At 33.9% G+C, this 17694-nt stretch carries 15 protein-coding genes; 11 read left to right on the top strand and 4 right to left on the bottom strand.

Annotated elements, in window-relative coordinates:
• Positions 1–341 precede the first annotated feature (341 nt).
• From GOQ24_RS08710 to GOQ24_RS08735, 6 genes are all read left to right on the top strand, one after another.
• A complete protein-coding gene (locus GOQ24_RS08710) occupies positions 342–815 on the top strand; it encodes an Lrp/AsnC family transcriptional regulator (protein ID WP_155092064.1) in 474 nt (157 codons plus the stop codon).
• Positions 816–817: 2 nt separating this feature from the next.
• The gene (locus GOQ24_RS08715) at positions 818–1840 is read left to right on the top strand and encodes an EamA family transporter (protein WP_160339493.1); all 1023 of its coding nucleotides are present in this window, start codon (positions 818–820) and stop codon (positions 1838–1840) included.
• A 264-nt stretch (positions 1841–2104) separates the two neighbouring features.
• Positions 2105–3862, top strand: a complete 1758-nt coding sequence (gene rpsA / locus GOQ24_RS08720) for a 30S ribosomal protein S1 (RefSeq protein WP_155092062.1) — start codon at positions 2105–2107, stop codon at positions 3860–3862.
• 493 nt (positions 3863–4355) lie between these two features.
• The gene (locus GOQ24_RS08725; protein WP_160339494.1) at positions 4356–5147 is read left to right on the top strand and encodes a hypothetical protein; all 792 of its coding nucleotides are present in this window, start codon (positions 4356–4358) and stop codon (positions 5145–5147) included.
• Positions 5147–5908, top strand: coding sequence for a hypothetical protein (locus GOQ24_RS08730; RefSeq protein WP_160339495.1), 762 nt, complete (start codon positions 5147–5149; stop codon positions 5906–5908). The genes GOQ24_RS08725 and GOQ24_RS08730 overlap by 1 nt, the downstream gene beginning before the upstream one ends.
• Before the next feature lie 8 nt (positions 5909–5916).
• Positions 5917–7011, top strand: coding sequence for a toxic anion resistance protein (locus GOQ24_RS08735; protein ID WP_155092059.1), 1095 nt, complete (start codon positions 5917–5919; stop codon positions 7009–7011).
• 72 nt (positions 7012–7083) lie between these two features.
• Here the strand turns inward: GOQ24_RS08735 and GOQ24_RS08740 are convergent, their stop codons facing one another.
• The 3 genes from GOQ24_RS08740 to pepT form a co-directional block, all read right to left on the bottom strand.
• The gene (locus GOQ24_RS08740; RefSeq protein WP_160339496.1) at positions 7084–8286 is read right to left on the bottom strand and encodes a hypothetical protein; all 1203 of its coding nucleotides are present in this window, start codon (positions 8284–8286) and stop codon (positions 7084–7086) included.
• A gap of 9 nt (positions 8287–8295) precedes the next feature.
• On the bottom strand, positions 8296–10656 hold the full coding sequence (locus GOQ24_RS08745; RefSeq protein ID WP_160339497.1) for a TonB-dependent receptor: 2361 nt from the start codon (positions 10654–10656) through the stop codon (positions 8296–8298).
• A gap of 235 nt (positions 10657–10891) precedes the next feature.
• The gene (gene pepT / locus GOQ24_RS08750) at positions 10892–12136 is read right to left on the bottom strand and encodes a peptidase T (protein WP_160339498.1); all 1245 of its coding nucleotides are present in this window, start codon (positions 12134–12136) and stop codon (positions 10892–10894) included.
• 208 nt (positions 12137–12344) lie between these two features.
• Here pepT and GOQ24_RS08755 point away from each other — a divergent pair, with 208 nt between their 5' ends.
• The 3 genes from GOQ24_RS08755 to GOQ24_RS08765 all read left to right on the top strand — a co-directional run bounded on the left by GOQ24_RS08755 (position 12345) and on the right by GOQ24_RS08765 (position 14837).
• Positions 12345–13160 (top strand): alpha/beta hydrolase family protein, encoded by an 816-nt coding sequence (locus GOQ24_RS08755; protein WP_160339499.1) that lies wholly within the window; start codon positions 12345–12347, stop codon positions 13158–13160.
• Between the two features lie 80 nt (positions 13161–13240).
• Entirely contained in the window at positions 13241–13816 is a 576-nt protein-coding gene (locus GOQ24_RS08760; RefSeq protein ID WP_160339500.1) for a pseudouridine synthase, read from the top strand.
• Between the two features lie 19 nt (positions 13817–13835).
• Entirely contained in the window at positions 13836–14837 is a 1002-nt protein-coding gene (locus tag GOQ24_RS08765) for a cation diffusion facilitator family transporter (protein ID WP_155092053.1), read from the top strand.
• Here GOQ24_RS08765 and GOQ24_RS08770 read toward each other — a convergent pair.
• Positions 14821–15609, bottom strand: coding sequence for an ABC transporter ATP-binding protein (locus GOQ24_RS08770; RefSeq protein ID WP_155092052.1), 789 nt, complete (start codon positions 15607–15609; stop codon positions 14821–14823). The two genes, GOQ24_RS08765 and GOQ24_RS08770, sit on opposite strands and share 17 nt — an antisense overlap.
• A gap of 156 nt (positions 15610–15765) precedes the next feature.
• On the opposite strand from GOQ24_RS08770, the gene GOQ24_RS08775 reads away from it, so the two are divergent.
• Together GOQ24_RS08775 and GOQ24_RS08780 are read left to right on the top strand one after the other, a co-directional pair.
• Complete coding sequence (locus GOQ24_RS08775; RefSeq protein ID WP_160339501.1) at positions 15766–16617, top strand: transketolase; 852 nt, start codon at positions 15766–15768, stop codon at positions 16615–16617.
• Between the two features lie 21 nt (positions 16618–16638).
• Positions 16639–17601 (top strand): transketolase family protein, encoded by a 963-nt coding sequence (locus tag GOQ24_RS08780; RefSeq protein ID WP_155092050.1) that lies wholly within the window; start codon positions 16639–16641, stop codon positions 17599–17601.
• Positions 17602–17694 lie beyond the last annotated feature (93 nt).

Raw genomic sequence — 17694 nt, forward strand, 5'->3', positions numbered from 1 at the left:
GCGCAGATGGTACTGCTAACCAGTGGGAGAGTATGTCGTCGCCCTTCTTTTAAGAATCCCCAATCTCATATGAGGTTGGGGATTTTTTGTTTATATACTTCACAACTTAGTAGGAGGATACTATTGGTAAATTTCTATTGAAGTGCTGAGAATAATTTGTTTAATATATTTTTTAGTACTTTTCTTTTTTGTTTCTATAATAAGTAGCTTCCTTTTCTGTATAATATTTTTTTAGAATATTATTTTTATTTACTTTACTAATACCGAATAAAATTCTTTTTTACTATTTGTTTGCTGAATAAAATTCTTTTTATTACTTTTGCATCGGCAAATTGAAAAGTATGGAATATAAATTAGATGAGATAGATTTGAAGATATTGCGAATGATGCAAGACAATGCTAGAATTAATAATTCTGAACTTGCGCGAGAATTAGGAATGGCTCCATCTGCTGTTCTAGAGCGTGTAAAGAAGTTGGAACAAAAAGAAGTATTGTTAGCATATCATGCAAGGGTTAATCCTACAGCAATAGATCAAAAGATGTTGTCATTTATTTTTATAAAAGTTGATGAGATTATTGGTGATGAGGAGACAGGTAAGCTTTTAGCTGAGATTCCAGAGGTGTTAGAAGTTCACGATATTGCAGGAGATGATGGTTATATGATTAAAGTTAGAACATCGGATTCTTTAGCTCTTGTTTCGTTGATGAGAAATTCGCTTTCAAAGATTCAAGGTGTCATATCGACGAGAACGATTATAGTATTACAAACAGTAAAAGAAGATAATAAATTAATTATTCCTGAAAAATTAGATTAGGTATGAGTGCAGTAGTTAATAATAGTACAAGTAAAGGATCTGTAATATTTGCATATCTTGTTGTTTATTTTGTATGGGGATCTACTTTTTTCTTTATTCATAAAGCATTAAGTGATTTTACTCCTTTCGTGTTGGGATCGCTTCGCTTCTTTGCAGCGAGTGTTATATTATTGACTTATTGTAAGTTAAAAGGATATAAGTTGTTTAATAAGAAAGTGGTTAAGCAAGCGTGTATTACTGGTTTTTTATTATTGTTTATTGATATGGGAGCTCTTATTTGGGCAGAACAACATGTTTCGAGTGGTATTGCAGCTATTATGGCGGCAGCGGCAGCTTTGTGGTTTATAATTTTAGATAAACCTCAGTGGAAGAATAATTTTTCAAGTTTGCCAATTGTACTTGGGTTGATTATGGGGTTTGTAGGCGTGATTATGCTGTTTGCAGAGCAGATTACCATTGCAAGTGATGAGTCACAGCGTTTGTTAAATATATTCTGTATGTTTTTATTGATCTTAGGATCTATTGCTTGGACGATTGGGTCCTTATATTCAAAATACTCTAAAGATAAGAATGAGAACCAAGGAGAGGATCTTCACGTTATGGTTAAAACTTCTTGGCAAATGATTACTGCTGGAGTATTATTTTCTATAGTAGCTACAGTAAATGGGGAGTTTAGTGCATTTGAGCCAAGTGAGATTAGCAATGGTGGATGGTTTTCACTTGTGTATTTAATTACTTTTGGATCAATATTGGCATTTGGTTCATATATATGGTTAATACAGAATAGACCAGTAACAGAGGTGAGTACTTATGCTTATGTAAACCCTGTTGTAGCAGTAGCATTGAGCTATTTCTTTACTGATGATATCATCACAAGCTTACAAATCGGTGGATTAGGTGTTGTTCTTGTAAGTGTCGCGTTGATGAATTGGGATCTTTATAAGAATAGTAAGTTTTTTAAAAAGATCAAAAAGAAAAAAAATGTAAAAGCTTCGGATAGTGAGCAATTGCATATGAGTAATTAGCGTTTAATTCTTTTTTAATATTATTACATCAGCCTCTGCATTTGTGGAGGCTTTTGTTTTTGTAATTATTTTGAAGTTAGTGTATTAAGTATGAAAAATGCATTAATTGTTTGGTGGTTAAATTAAAAATAGTAATTTTGCACAGCTTTTGGATCAGCTTGGTTTCTCCATTAGTGTAATTTATAAAAAGTAAAACCTCTTCTATTGAATGTAACTGGTATTAAGAAACTTACACATTAATAGAATACAAATTTATTATCAGCTATGTCTGAAATCAATAAAACACAAGAAGATTTTTTAAAAGACTTTAATTGGGAAAACTACGAAAACGGTATTGATGCTGTTGATGATAGTCAATTAAAAGAGTTTGAAAATTTAGTAGACAAAACATTCATTTCTACAGATGATGAGGAAGTTGTTGAAGGAGTTGTAGTAAGAATCACTGACAGAGATGCAATTGTTGATATCAATGCTAAATCTGAAGGTGTTATTTCTTTAAACGAGTTCCGTTATAATCCAAACTTAAAAGTAGGAGATAAAGTAGAAGTATTAATCGACGTAAGAGAAGATAAATACGGACAATTAGTTTTATCTCACAGAAAAGCTCGTACAATCAAAGCTTGGGATAGAGTTATCGCTGCTCATGAGTCTGGAGAAATCGTTAATGGATTCGTTAAATGTAGAACTAAAGGTGGTATGATCGTTGACGTATTCGGAATCGAGGCATTCTTACCAGGTTCTCAAATTGATGTTAAACCAATCCGTGATTACGATCAATATGTGAACAAAACAATGGAGTTCAAAGTAGTTAAAATTAACCACGAATTCAAAAACGTTGTTGTTTCTCACAAAGCACTTATCGAGGCTGATATCGAAGTTCAAAAGAAAGAAATTATCGGTCAATTACAAAAAGGTCAAGTGTTAGAAGGTGTTGTTAAAAACATTACTTCTTACGGTGTATTCATTGACTTAGGAGGTGTAGATGGTTTAATCCACATCACTGACTTATCTTGGTCAAGAATTAACCACCCAAGTGAAGTATTAGAATTAGACCAAAAATTGAATGTTGTTATCTTAGACTTTGATGATGAGAAAACAAGAATTCAATTAGGTTTAAAACAATTATACGCTCACCCATGGGATGCTTTAGATTCAAACTTAAATGTTGGAGATAAAGTTAAAGGTAAAGTAGTTGTTTTAGCTGATTACGGTGCTTTCATCGAAGTTGCTGAAGGTGTTGAAGGTTTAATCCACGTTTCTGAAATGTCTTGGTCTACTCACTTAAGATCAGCTCAAGATTTCGTTAAAGTAGGAGATGAAGTAGAGGCAGTTATTTTAACTCTTGATAGAGAAGAAAGAAAAATGTCTTTAGGAATTAAACAATTAACTCAAGATCCTTGGACTGATATCACTGCTAAGTACCCAGTAGGTTCTAAACATGTAGGTATCGTTCGTAACTTTACAAACTTCGGTGTATTCGTAGAATTAGAAGAAGGAATTGATGGATTAATTTACATCTCTGACTTATCTTGGACTAAGAAAATCAAACACCCATCTGAGTTTGTAAACGTAGGAGATAAATTAGACGTAGTAGTATTAGAGTTAGACGTTGAAGGACGTAAATTATCTTTAGGACACAAACAAACTACTGCTAATCCTTGGGATAAATACGAAGATGCTTACGCTGTGGGAACTGTACATTCAGGAGAAATCTCTGAAGTAGTTGACAAAGGTGCTACTGTAGTATTCGAAGAGGATGTAGTTGCTTTCATTCCAACTCGTCACTTAGAGAAAGAAGATGGTAAGAAATTGAAAAAAGGAGAATCTGCTGAGTTCAAAATTATTGAGTTCAATAAAGAATTCAAGAGAGTAGTTGCTTCTCATACTTCAATCTTCCGTGAAGAAGAAGAGAAAAATGTAAAAGCTGTTGAGGCTTCTAACAACAATACTGCTGAGAAAACAACTCTTGGTGATATTGACGCTCTTGCTGAATTAAAAGAAAGAATGGAGAAAGGAAAATAATTCCTGACTTATAATATTTCAAGCCCTAACATTTTAATGTTAGGGCTTTTTTGTTTTTAAATTATTAAGCTAAAGTTGTAAAAGAGTACCAAGTTAAGTACTTATTACTTTTCTAAGCTCTTTGTCTAACTGGGAAGTTATGTGGATAGGAGTGCTGCTTGGAAAGCCTGGTAATCTTTTGTCATAGTTTATAGTACAAGATTGCGTCAGTATCACCAATTGGAACTTATCAAAATTAATAATGACAAGGTTCTGAAGTTAAAGTAGTATTTAGCAGATACATTAGTTGTTGTGATTAAAGGTTATAAACAGGAGGTTCTTGAGATTAATGGTGTTAAAACTATGTCATTTTGAATTGATCTTGCTATTAATGTTGGTCAATTGAAGTATGAAGGCTTGAAATAAGATATAATTTGTTAATAAATACTGAAAATTAAATCTAATCTTGTATTGTTTTTAATATCTTTAAAAGAAATTTAATCTTTTTAATTTGATGGGGTGGTTTACTAAAAGAAGTAAAAGTTGGGAAGTTAAAAATACTGTACTTTTATTAGGCGTAGTCGGATCAGTTAGTTTTATCAGTTTCGGTGTCTTAACACCTATTGCTATTGCTATTTTTGGCAATATAGTCAATGTTAACAGATGGTTTTGGAAATCTTGTATGATTGCCCTTGTTTATCTGTTTTTTTTAATATTAGCCCTTTTCTTTTTGGTAGCTGATGTAAGTTCAACTTATGTTTTAGCAGTTAATTTTTTAAGCTTTTATATTTATGTAGTTTATATGTCTTTAGATTTAGGAGAGTATCTACAACGATTAGATCTACAGAATTATATTACATTAGAGAAGAATAAAGATTACAACTACGACGCTGTAATTAGTCAGTTTAATCAAGTACAGGAGGATATATCACCCAAAGATCGTTTTATTGCTAAACTTACTTTCTGGAGAGATCAAATTAGCAATGCTAAAGTGGTTGAGAATGTAAGCGAATTAATACGCTTGACAGAAATCATTATTGCAAAGGATGAAAGTAGAGCTGATTTGTTTTTCGTGCGTCATGGCAGTACAATTGAGAATGTTTTACAGCAATATGTTGAGTTGGATCAGACTTATATCGCAAATGCATCAGTGATTAGCACAAAAGAGAATTTAGAACATGTTATTGCGCAGTCTAAAGTAGTATTTGAAAATGAATTGTCTAATATGATTGAAACGGAAGCACTTCAAGTCGATGGAGAAGCTTCTGTGTATATATCTGTTTTGAAAGGAAGGGGGATTTTATAATGGGATGGTTTACTAAGAAAGAGAATAGTTGGGAGATAAAGCATAGTTGGTTGGCTATACTATCTCTGTTTTTTCCATTTGTTTTTCCTCCATTGGGAATGCTATATATGGGAATTGTAGGTAAAATTAGAAGTTTATTATACGGAAGCTTTCTCTGGATGGCTTTGTATACAGGAGTTTACTTTTTTTACTTTTTTATAGGTAATACAACTTTCTTTAAATTATTATCCTTTTGCGTTTTCTTGGGAGGTGCAGTAGTTGTTTCAATGTATTTAAGAGTGTTTTTACAACGTTTGCACTTGAGGTATATTATTAATTTAGAATGGTCTAAGAAATACGATTATAAGGATTTTATACGAAGAAAGAATATATCTGAAATTTTATCAGTAAGTACCTTTATTGATAGCTTAACTAAGTGGCAAACTGTAGTTAAGAATCCTGAAGTAAGAGGATATATTGCAAAGATGATTCTATTAGTTAAGAAGATAACAAGTCAAAATGACCAGTTTGTTAGTGAACTATTTTTAGAGAGACATGCATATTCTATTGAGAATATTCTGCAACAGTATTATCAGATTGAGTTGTCAAAAATAGAGAATGACGTTATTAAGGAGGCAGAAGAAAAATTGAGATTTACAATAGGACAGGCTTCTCAAGCATTTGAAAATGAGTTGACAGGTAAGATGAAATTTCAGAATATGTCGATTGAAGCTGAATCATCAGCTTATTTAGAAGATATGAAAACACGAGGTTTATTATAAAAAGAAATATGGAAAAAGATATTCAACAATTAAGACAAGAAAGAGAGTTAGCTCCAGAAATCAATGTAGAATTCACGGAGCAAGAACAGCGACAAATTGAATCTTATAAGAACAGTATCAATTTAGCTAACACTACTCAAGTAATTCAATACGGTGCTGGGAGCCAATTAAAATCAAGTGCTTTTGCAACAGAGATACTTAAACAGGTACAGACAAAAGATTTGGGAGAAACTTCCAATGTACTTGTTGGATTGCGTCAAGAGATTAAATCTTTTGAAGGCATAGCTGAAAAGAAAAGCTTAATTCCTTTTTTTGACTCTATCAAAAAGAAAATAGGTAGACTACAAGCACAGTATAGTAAGGTTGAAACAAATATTAATGCGATTGAACTTCAACTTGAACGTCATTATAAGAACATGATGAAGGATGTCGCAATGTTTGATAAGTTATTTGATGAGAATAAGAAGTACTTCAAGGAGTTGTCTTTGTATATTGAAGCAGGTGATCAGAAGTTGGTAGAATTACACGATCAAGTTTTACCACAAATGAAACAAGAGGCTGAGTCAGACAATGATCCCTCAAAGATTCAAGCTTATAAAGATATGGAGCAACAAGTTGTGCGCTTTGAAAGAAAAGTACACGATTTGAAACTGACGCGTATGGTTATACTTCAATCTTCCCCTCAGATAAGAATGGTGCAGAATAATAGTTTAATGTTGATGGAGAAACTACAATCCAGTATTGTAAATACTTTGCCACTTTGGAAAAACCAGATGGTTCTTACATTGGGGATTGCTCGTTCTCAGCAAGCATTAAGTGCACAACAAGCCGTTAATGATGCAACTAATCAATTGCTAACTCGCAACAGTGAAATGCTACGTGATGCAACAGTAAAAGTGGCACAAGAAACTGAAAGAGGTATTGTGGATATTGAAACGATACGCAAAGTTAACTCTGATATCCTTAGTACTATTGACGAAATTGTACGTATTCAAACAGAGGGACGTGAAAAACGTAAAGCTGTAGAAGTGGAGTTAAAAGATGCTGAACATCAGTTAAAACAACGTTTATTAAACAATAATGTTGACACGAATAAAAAGTAAACGTTATAGACAACGTCATATAATAAAAAAAGCTTTCTATTTAGAAAGCTTTTTTTATACCATATAAATATGTTAATCATAGAATTTGTCAAATCTTGCATATCCTGAGATATTTGTTGGAATTGACATTCCTTGTGTAACTTTATCTGTTTTACTGTCGTAGATCCAAACATAATTGTTATTGTCCTTCGAATTAATAGCGAAGTATAATTTGTCATTTTGAACAAAAGTTCCCCATTCATAAGGTTCATCAGTTGGAAGTTCTTTAAATTCTCTGACAATTTGCTGCGTTTCTAAATCGACTAAAATGTATCTTCCGTTATAACTATTACCAAGTTCTTTGTCGCGGTAAAGTACCATCATCTTATTGTTTCCTAAGTATTGTAATATGGTTTCTACTTTTTTGCCTTTTACCAGTTTAGTTAAGTTAAAGGAGTAGTCTGCATCGTAAGAGGTTTCTCCTTGATTTACTCTAAACAAGTATATGTCTTCATCATCACTTTGTACCCTTGGAAAACACGGATAATAAAATTGATTGTTTTCTGTCGTAAATGTCGTGTGGAAGTAAGGTGAAGCATTTGACACCCCTGTACTTCGTTTATCTACTCTTGTATCTTTAACTGTAAAATCGCTGTAATCAATAGTAGCAAAATTATAGTAATCGGGAATCAACCATTTGTCATCTCGAAAACCATATTGCATATATAATGTGTTGTCAAAATAAGTAATTGCACCGACCATATAGTGATTGTATTCATCAGGAAAAGGTGTTAGACCTTTAAAAGCATCTTGTTTAATGATAGAAAGGTCTTCTGCATTGATAATAGTATATCTTATTTCACCAGCATTTCCTGTTGTACCAGCAATTAGAAGTGTTTTGCTATCTATCCAAACAAAGCTTGAGATTTCTGATATGTAGGTATATGGTATTTCTTTAATGGTCACTAATCGGTCATTGGTATATTTGAATTTCTTTAGGATACCTTGATCATTTTTATAGTTATAGATATATCCATTCTTTACGATATAGGAATAGGTACCTTTAGTGTTAATTTCATCACCTTCTTTTTTCAAATCCATTTGACCTTGTGTGAGGTCATTGGTAGCTGTCATATAGTGAACTGTATTAGGCCAGCTTCCCAGGGCAGATAACAAAAAGTAGTTGTAATCTTCTTCTCCTTGATATCCTCCTGCGCTGCTTGGTTCTTTACTGCAACTTCCCAAAACGAAGAATAGGCATAGTAACGATATGCTTTTGTATATATTTAATCTCATTTTATTCTTTTATTTTAATGCGTATCTAAACTTGAAATAAAAAGCGCGGCCTTGTTTTTGTAACTTAAAGTTATCGTATGCAAGGGCATCTCCTATGTTTGTGCAATCAAGAGCAAAGTTATACTTGCCATTTTGCATGGAGTAGCTAACTCCAACATTGTGTAAAGTTTGTCTTGGTATGGTCGGAATATTTCTTTTGTTACCGTAAGACTGCCAGTTTTTATAGTACCATTCAGTCATTTGTAAGCCATAATGAAATTCTAAGCGACTGCCTTCCTGGAAGATATTGTTTTGTCCAATACTAACATCAACGTTTCCAAATAGCCAAGGTTGGTTTGGTACCTCTTTTTTGTATGTTGCAGAAACCACATCATTGCTATTATTCGCATATTTAGTATTGTCATACGCATAGTTATACGTGATGTTCATCATGACTCTGATTAAGTCCTTGTATTGATAGTTAAGTTCCCCTTCGATTCCTTTAGTTAGGATGTTAGTCAGGTTTTCGTATTTAAATGTACTGTTGTGTAAGTTTTGTACAGTATAGATAAAATCCTTTGTATCTCTTATATATCCAGCTACTTCAGCTCTTACAAAATGGTCAGCAAAATTATTTGAGTAATAGAAACCAAGGTTATAGTTATTACTTGTTTCTGGTTTAAGTTCCATATTAGCCGTTACAGATACGCCGTCACCAAATATTTCATCAGGTTCAACTAAGCGATAAGAGTGTTCATACGAAGCTTTAACTCCAAGTTTATCTGTTATTTTAAAGGTAGAGGCAATACCGTACCCCCAATTATCATATGGTTCTTTTACTTTCTCATCCAAACGCGTTTCTCTATTAAAAACTAATTTTTCTAAATCTACTTTGTAGTATTTAGCGAAAAAAATGTTGGACCATCTTTTATCAAAAAAGTCTTGTTGATAGGCTAAAGACAGTATTTGCTTGGTCATCTTGGACGGTGTTATATCTGATTTCTTATTTACAAGAGTATTATACGATGTGTTTTTTAAGTAATCAAAGGTGTAATTTGCTGTGAATTTATGATTCTCAGCTATTCTATAAGTAGTGGTAAGCTGTGAGTATAATCTATCTTCGTGTTTTTTGTTTATTTGATAACCTCCTAATTCACTTGTAGCTGAAGGTACATAACTACCATCCCAACTGTATTTTCTTAGAACTGTATCTGTTGAAGTTTCTAAGCTTTTAGAGTAACCAGTATAAAAGTTAATATCCAATTTATCATTGAGTAGATTAGCTTTCTTATACTTTACAAAATAGTTGTTGGCATCTCCATCTTGTTTTAGTTTTCCATATACAACTTCTTGATCTGCTCCTGTTTGTATGTTTTTGTCAAAAAGGGAATGAGAAACTCCTACGAACAATTGATCAGCCCATGATTTGTCTTCAATACCAAACTCTCCCATAACAAATAGCGATTGATACTCATCATTAAAGCGCTTTACATCTTTTAATTCAAAAGCATTTGTATTGGTGTTCCAGATTTTCATGTCCTTCATTTTATAATCGTTATCTGATTTATTTAAGAAGGTATTTACGCGCATGATTAAACCTGATTTCTGATCTTTTAATTGTCCATTAAGATTAACCTTATGTGTATTAAAAGAGCCTATTGTATAGCTTGCGTCTAAGTAGTCTTTACTCGTTCCATTTGATATAATATTTACAGCACCTCCCATAGCGTCGGTACTTAAGTGCACTGGTACGACTCCTTTAAATATTTCTACGCGTTGTGCCATGTTGATAGGTAGGCTATTCATATCTACTCCTTTACCTAACATTTCTAAAGGCACCCCATCGATAAAGAATTTAACAGCTTTACCTGACATACCATTAATAGAGAAATTGTAATCTGATCCCACTCCTCCTTGTTGGCGTATTTTGATTCCCGATGTTTTGTTTAAGATTTGATTCAGATCCATTGTGCTGTTTGCCAACTGTTTCATGTCAATAGCATTAACAGTAAAAGCTTCTTCTTTAAGAGAAGTGACTTTCGATTTAGCAGTAATCACAACATCATTCAGAACAGCTAAGTCTTGTTCTAATTTTATTCTCAAGGACTGTGTTCCTTCTTTTACAGCAATCGTTTTCGAATATGGTTTATATCCGATATAGTTTACTGTAATGGTCGTGGAACCTAAGTTACTTTGTAAAACGAACTCTCCTTGCTCATTTGTAGCTGTACCAGTTGTTGTTTTGTCAATCATTACGGTTGCTCCAATAGCTGGAAGTGAGTTTTCGTCTAAAACTACTCCTTTAATACTTCCAACAGCAGTCTGAGCATGTAAGTTTAAGTGAAAGAGTACACTTATAACTGCGAAGGTAATTGTCCAATACGTTTTCATTATTTTTAATTAGAATAAATAACAAAATTATAATGGATATTAATTCTAACCTAATAAAACATGAATTATTTTTATTTGTTCTAAGTAATGTTAGTGTAAAATTATTGTATTATCAAAATATAGTCATATTATGACAAAGTATTTTTATTAAAAAATTAAGGAATGATTTGGCAGATATAAAAAAAAGAGGCCTATACATAGACCTCTTTTTAGTTATATGAGAATAAGAATATCCTTATTGTTTTTTAGCAGCAGTAAGTTCAGCAATTTTTACAATTACTTGAGTAGCTTTTACAATGCTTTCTACTGGTACGTACTCGTATTTTCCGTGGAAGTTGTGTCCTCCAGCAAAAATGTTTGGACATGGCAATCCCATATAAGACAATTGTGCTCCATCTGTACCACCTCTAATAGCTTTAATCAAAGGTTTAATGTCAAGGGCTTTCATAGCTTCTTCAGCGATATCTACGATATGCATCACAGGCTCAACTTTTTCTCTCATATTGAAATACTGATCTCCAATTTCACAATTCACAATTGGGCCACCAAATTTCTTGTTGTATTTTTTGTTGATTTTATCTGCAAGTTTAGCAATTTGCTTTTTGCGCTTTTCATACTTTTTCAAGTTGTGATCGCGTATAATTAACTCAACTACAGACTCTTCAATAGTACCTGTAACGTGGTGTACGTGGAAGAAACCTTCATATCCTGTTGTTCTTTCAGGTACTTCGTCTTTTGGCAATTTTTTGATAAACTTGTTTGCAAGCAAGACAGAGTTGATCATCTTACCTTTAGCATAGCCTGGGTGTACGCTTTTTCCTGAGAAAGTCAATTTAGCATATCCCGCATTAAAGTTTTCAAATTCTAACTCTCCAATTTGACTTCCATCCATTGTATAAGCCCATTCAGCGCCAAATTTCTTAACGTCAAACAAGTGTGCTCCTTTACCAATTTCCTCGTCAGGTGTAAATCCAATGCGAATTTTACCGTGTTTGATTTCCGGATGTTGGATTAGATACTCCATTGCTGATACAATCTCAGTAATACCAGCTTTATCATCAGCACCTAATAATGTTGTACCGTCAGTAGTAATTAAGGTTTGACCTTTGTATTGTAACAAGTCTTTAAAGTAAGACGGAGATAATATGATATTTTGTTCTTTGTTTAAAACGATATCACCACCATCATAGTTTTCAACGATTTGTGGTTTAACATTAGCACCAGAAAAATCAGGAGATGTATCAAAGTGAGCGATGAAACCGATTGTAGGTACTTCGTGATCTACGTTACTTGGTAATGTTGCCATGATGTAAGCATTTTCATCTATAGTAACATCTTCTAATCCTATTTGTTTAAGCTCCTCTACTAATTTATTTGCTAAGTCCCATTGTTTTTCAGTACTTGGACATGTGTTTGAAGAAGCATCAGATTCAGTGTCAACAGTTACATAACTGATGAAACGATCAATGATATGTTGCATAATGTGTTATTTTTATAGTAAACAAAAATAAGAATTAATTATTTAGAAGTTCAAATATTTAAGGATTTCTTATTTAGACCTGTATTATTGTAGGTAATCAAAGAGGGGGGGTATAGTGATTTACAATGCTGAGAGATCGCAATTTTGGAAAATCATTATTTGTGTCTTTTCTTTATTCCTATCTTTGAGTAAGAAAAGATATTTTACTATGAGAAACTTTCTGTCATTTTTGTTGTTGTTTCTTACGTGTACAGTATACGCATTGGAACCCATAAAAGAGTATGTAGATCACCCAGGTAATTCGAAGTATAAATTTGAAGCAGTTGAAATTCTTACGGAGGATGCTTATAAATTGAAGTCGTGGATTATCTTTCCCAAAGAAGAAAGTGACTTGCACCGCACTTTGATTTTGGCTTATGGGGATAACGGCAATATGTCCTATTTAGTTAGACAAGTATTGGAAGTAGTCGGACAAGGGTATACTGTAGTTATGTTTGATTACAGAGGATTTGGAGAGAGTCAAGATTTTGTTGTTGAAAAAGATGTATTGTACTACGACGAGTTTACTTTAGATTTAAAAGCTGTTGTAAATTATACCAAAGCGCGTTTTGATACCAAAATAGGAGTATGGGCTTTATCTATGGGGACTATTTATGCTACAGAACTTTATTCGCAACTTCCTTATGATTATTTGATAGCTGAGGGATTTGTTGGAAATCCAAAGAAAGTAGTAGAAGTGGTACACAAACACTTAGAGCGAGAATTGACTCTACCTGAAAGCTCCTCTAAATACGAGTTGGCCCTAAGCAAGTTGTCTTTACCTGTTCTTTTCTTTGCGGGAGACAGAGATGGTTTGACCTCACCTGAGGATAGTTATAGAGCTAAGTATTTGAATGAAAAAAGTGAGGTTATCTTGTTCAAAGGCGGGCATTTGCAAGGCTTTCAAGCATTGTCAAATGAATATCACGGTCAAAGGTATATTGAAGCCATTAGCTCTTTTTACGAACGCACTTTTAAGGAATAAACTTCAAATTATAATAGAATCCTAATAATAGGATAGGACTTAATGGCTACATTTGCACCCAGAAAAGGTATTGAGAAAGAATGTCAGAACAATCGAATCACAAGCATTTTAAACTGTACAAACCACATGGTTATATCAGTCAGTTCATCTATGAAAAGAAACGCAATAAACGCAAATTAGGGGAACTTTATAATTTTCCTGAGGGAACAATGGCAATTGGACGTTTAGATGAAAACTCAGAGGGGTTACTTCTGCTGACAACCGATGGAATGATGAGTGAAATAGTCAGAGGGGCAAAGTACGAAAAAGAGTATTATGCTCAAGTCGATGGTATGATTACAGATGAAGCTGTTGCTTTGTTGCGAACAGGGGTTGAGATAGGAGTGAAAGGGGAAAAGTATCTGACAAAACCTTGTGAAGCTGAACTACTTGAGTGTTTACCTGATTGGGTAGGTGAAGGTAGAAGGGTGAGAGATGAAAGACATGGACCTACAAGCTGGGTACGCATCGTACTTACCGAAGGAAAGTTTAGACAAGTGAGAAAAATGACGGCTAATGTTGGTTTTCCTACACTTAGACTTGTGAGAGTTCGCATTGGCAATCACCGTTTGGAAGGATTAAGCGTAGGAGAAGTTGTTGAAGTGAAAGAATTTTAATAGTTAAAATAGTAAGGGAATGAATACTAAAGCTAAAGATAATTATCAGTTTCAAAAGATCATTGCAGCAGTAGGAGTACTTTTATTTGTTGTCAAGATTATAGCTTGGAGTATTACACACTCTGTTGCCATTCTTACGGATGCATTAGAAAGTGTTACAAATGTTGTAAGTGGTTTTATTGGCTTGTATAGTTTGTATTTGTCTTCTTTACCTCGAGATAGAAATCACCCTTACGGACATGGAAAAGTGGAGTTTATCTCCGCTACTATTGAAGGCGGATTGATTATTATGGCTGGTGTAGTGATTATCTTCGAAGCCGTTAGAAACTTTTTGGATCCCCAACCTATTGGTCAATTAGACTACGGTATCTTATTAGTTGGTATTACTGCGATTGTAAATTACGTCTTGGGTTGGTATGCTATCCGAAAGGGAAGTCAAAATAAATCATTGGCATTGATAGCAAGTGGTAAGCATTTGCAATCTGATACTTATTCAACTATTGGTATTATCATAGGTTTAGTTTTACTCTATTTTACAGGATATCAATGGTTAGATGGTGGAGTCGCATTAATCTTTGCTGGTATAATCATCGTGACTGGGTATAAGATTGTTCGTGGAGCTATATCGGGCATCATGGACGAAACAGACGAATTACTCTTGGAAGAAGTTATCGCTTATTTACAAGAACACCGCAGAGCCAATTGGATTGACTTACATAATTTGCGAATAATCAAATATGGCAGTGTTTTGCATTTCGATTGTCACATGACTGTTCCATGGTATTTTACAATTGTTGAAGGACACAAGGAGGTCGAAATATTAGAAAGGGAGATTAGTGAAAAGTTTGGTACAGACTTAGAGCTTTTTGTTCATATGGATGATTGTAAAAGTTTTTCATGTAAAATTTGCACCAAAGAAGACTGTCCTTTTAGAAGTGACCCATTTGAAAAACAAATAGAATGGAACAGAGAGAATGTTCTAAAAAACAAAAGACACAATAGTCCTACTCAACTAAAGTAAAGCGAAGTTGTTCTGGACAAAAAGAAATAGAAGCATCGTTAAAGAAGTTGTCAAATACATTCATTTGAACAACTTCTTTTATTTTGCCTTGTATTGAAAAGCGTTCTTTTAAAACAATAATTTGATCACTTAGTTTTAACGCTAAGTCTATATCGTGATTGGAGAGCAAGATTGTTTTGTTTTCCTCACGTGCCAGCTGTTTTAAGATTTTATACAGCGATACTTTGTGGTGAAAATCTAAGTGATTTGACGGTTCGTCAAGTAATATAATAGGGGTGTTTTGTGCAATTGCCCTTGCAATAAATACGCGTTGTAATTGCCCATCACTTAACTCCGAAATATTTCTGCCTTTTAGATCTTCTAACTGACAATAGTATATAGCTTTATCAATCCACTTGATGTCTTCTTCTCTCAAAAGGGTATTCCTCTTTAAATGTGGAGTACGACCTATTCGGATCAAATCATATACAGTTAGATTTTGCACAATCACCTTTTCGGTAAGCACTACACTTATCTTTGTTGCGATTTCTTCTCTTGTGTATTCCTTGATAGATTTGTCAAGTATATAGAGCTCTCCAGAAAGAGGAGTATATTCTCCAGCGAGGGTACGCAGTAGAGTTGTTTTGCCAATGCCATTTATCCCGAGCAAGCTGATTAACTGTCCTTGGGGTAGTGAAAGATTGATATTCTCTTGGATAGCTATATTTGCTCCTTTGTATTTGTAGCCTATTGCTAAGCTTTTTGTTCTAAGAGATATAGGTGTATCTTCCATTTTTTGGGCTTTTTGGATTACAACAAACATACGGTATTATCCTTAAAAAATAGATGCTAAAGTTATTAAATCCATCAATTAAGGAGGTACAAAAAGGTAGTAATACGACAAATATGTGCTATATTTGTATAGCAATAAATCATATTATTTAAAGTAATGAAACCAAACACACAACAATTAACTGAGTTAACTACTCAGGTAAGAAGAGATATTCTTAGAATGGTGCATGCTGTTAGTTCAGGACACCCAGGAGGATCTTTAGGATGCGCTGAGTTCTTAGTGACATTATATCAAAGATTAATGGATAGAAAAGAAGGGTTCGATATGGATGGTAAAGATGAAGATCTTTTCTTTTTATCAAACGGACATATATCGCCTGTATTCTATAGTGTTTTAGCTCGTAGTGGTTATTTCCCTGTAAGCGAATTAGCTACATTTAGAAAAATCAATACAAGATTACAAGGGCACCCAACAACACATGATCACTTACCAGGAGTGAGAATGGCATCAGGATCTTTAGGTCAAGGACTATCTGTTGCTTGTGGAGCTGCTCAAGCTAAGAAGTTAAATAACGATAATCACCTTGTTTATGTTTTGTTAGGTGATGGTGAATTACAAGAAGGTCAAAACTGGGAAGCTTTAATGTACGCATCTGCTAAGAATGTTGATAACATCATTGCTACAGTTGACTTAAACGGGAAACAAATTGATGGACCAACAGATAAGGTTTTGGATTTAGGATCTGTAAGAGCTAAGTTTGAAGCTTTCGGATGGGACGTGATTGAACTGAAAGAAGGAAACAATATTGATGCTATTATAAAAGGTTACGAAGAAGCGAAAGCTAAAACAGGAAAAGGAAAACCAGTTTGTGTATTGTTACATACAGAGATGGGGAATGGAGTTGACTTCATGATGGGAACACATGCTTGGCATGGTAAAGCTCCAAATGACGCTCAATTAGAGGAAGCTTTTAAACAAAATCCAGAAACTTCTTTTGGAGATTATTAATCTTATTAAATAGTATTGAAAATGAAAAAATATACAAATACAGGTAGTAAAGATACTCGTTCAGGTTTTGGTGCTGGTTTAGCTGAGCTTGGTAAAACGAATGAGAATGTAGTAGCGTTGTGTGCTGATTTAATCGGTTCATTAAAAATGGAGGAGTTTATCAAGAATAATCCTGAGAGATTCTTCCAAATCGGTATTGCTGAAGCTAATATGATTGGAATTGCTGCCGGAATGACTATCGGTGGAAAGATTCCTTTTACTGGAACTTTTGCTAACTTCTCAACAGGGCGTGTTTATGATCAAATTCGTCAATCAGTTGCTTACTCTGAAAAGAACGTAAAAATATGTGCATCTCATGCTGGGTTGACTCTTGGAGAAGATGGTGCAACACACCAAATCTTAGAGGATATCGGATTGATGAAAATGTTACCTGGTATGACTGTAATTAATACTTGTGATTACAATCAAACAAAGGCAGCTACGATTGCAATTGCAGAGCACAATGGACCTGTTTATTTGCGTTTTGGACGCCCAGTGGTGCCTAACTTCACTCCTGCAGATGAAAAGTTTGTGATTGGAAAAGCGGTGATGTTAAGTGAAGGTACGGATGTTACAATTGTTGCAACAGGTCACTTAGTATGGGAAGCGTTAATTGCTGCTGAAGAATTAGAGAAAAAAGGTATTTCTGCAGAGGTGATTAACATTCACACGATTAAGCCATTAGATGAAGAAGCTATTTTGAAGTCTGTTGCTAAGACGGGTTGTATTGTTACTGCAGAAGAACACAATTTCTTAGGAGGTTTAGGAGAAAGCGTATCGAGAGTATTAGCTTTGAATAATCCACTACCTCAAGAGTTTGTTGCTGTTCAAGATACTTTTGGAGAGTCTGGTACACCAGAGCAATTGATGGAGAAATATGGTTTGAATGCTGCTGCAATCATTGAAAAAGCAGAGAAAGCTATCAATAGAAAATTTAAAAGATAATCGTCATTAGAAATATAAAAAGGAGTAGCGTGAGCTACTCCTTTTTTTTGTGGTATACTATTCTCAAAAAAAAGGAAGTCGTCTATGTAGACG

Source organism: Myroides sp. LoEW2-1 (assembly GCF_009767705.1).
Lineage (GTDB): Bacteria > Bacteroidota > Bacteroidia > Flavobacteriales > Flavobacteriaceae > Flavobacterium > Flavobacterium album_A.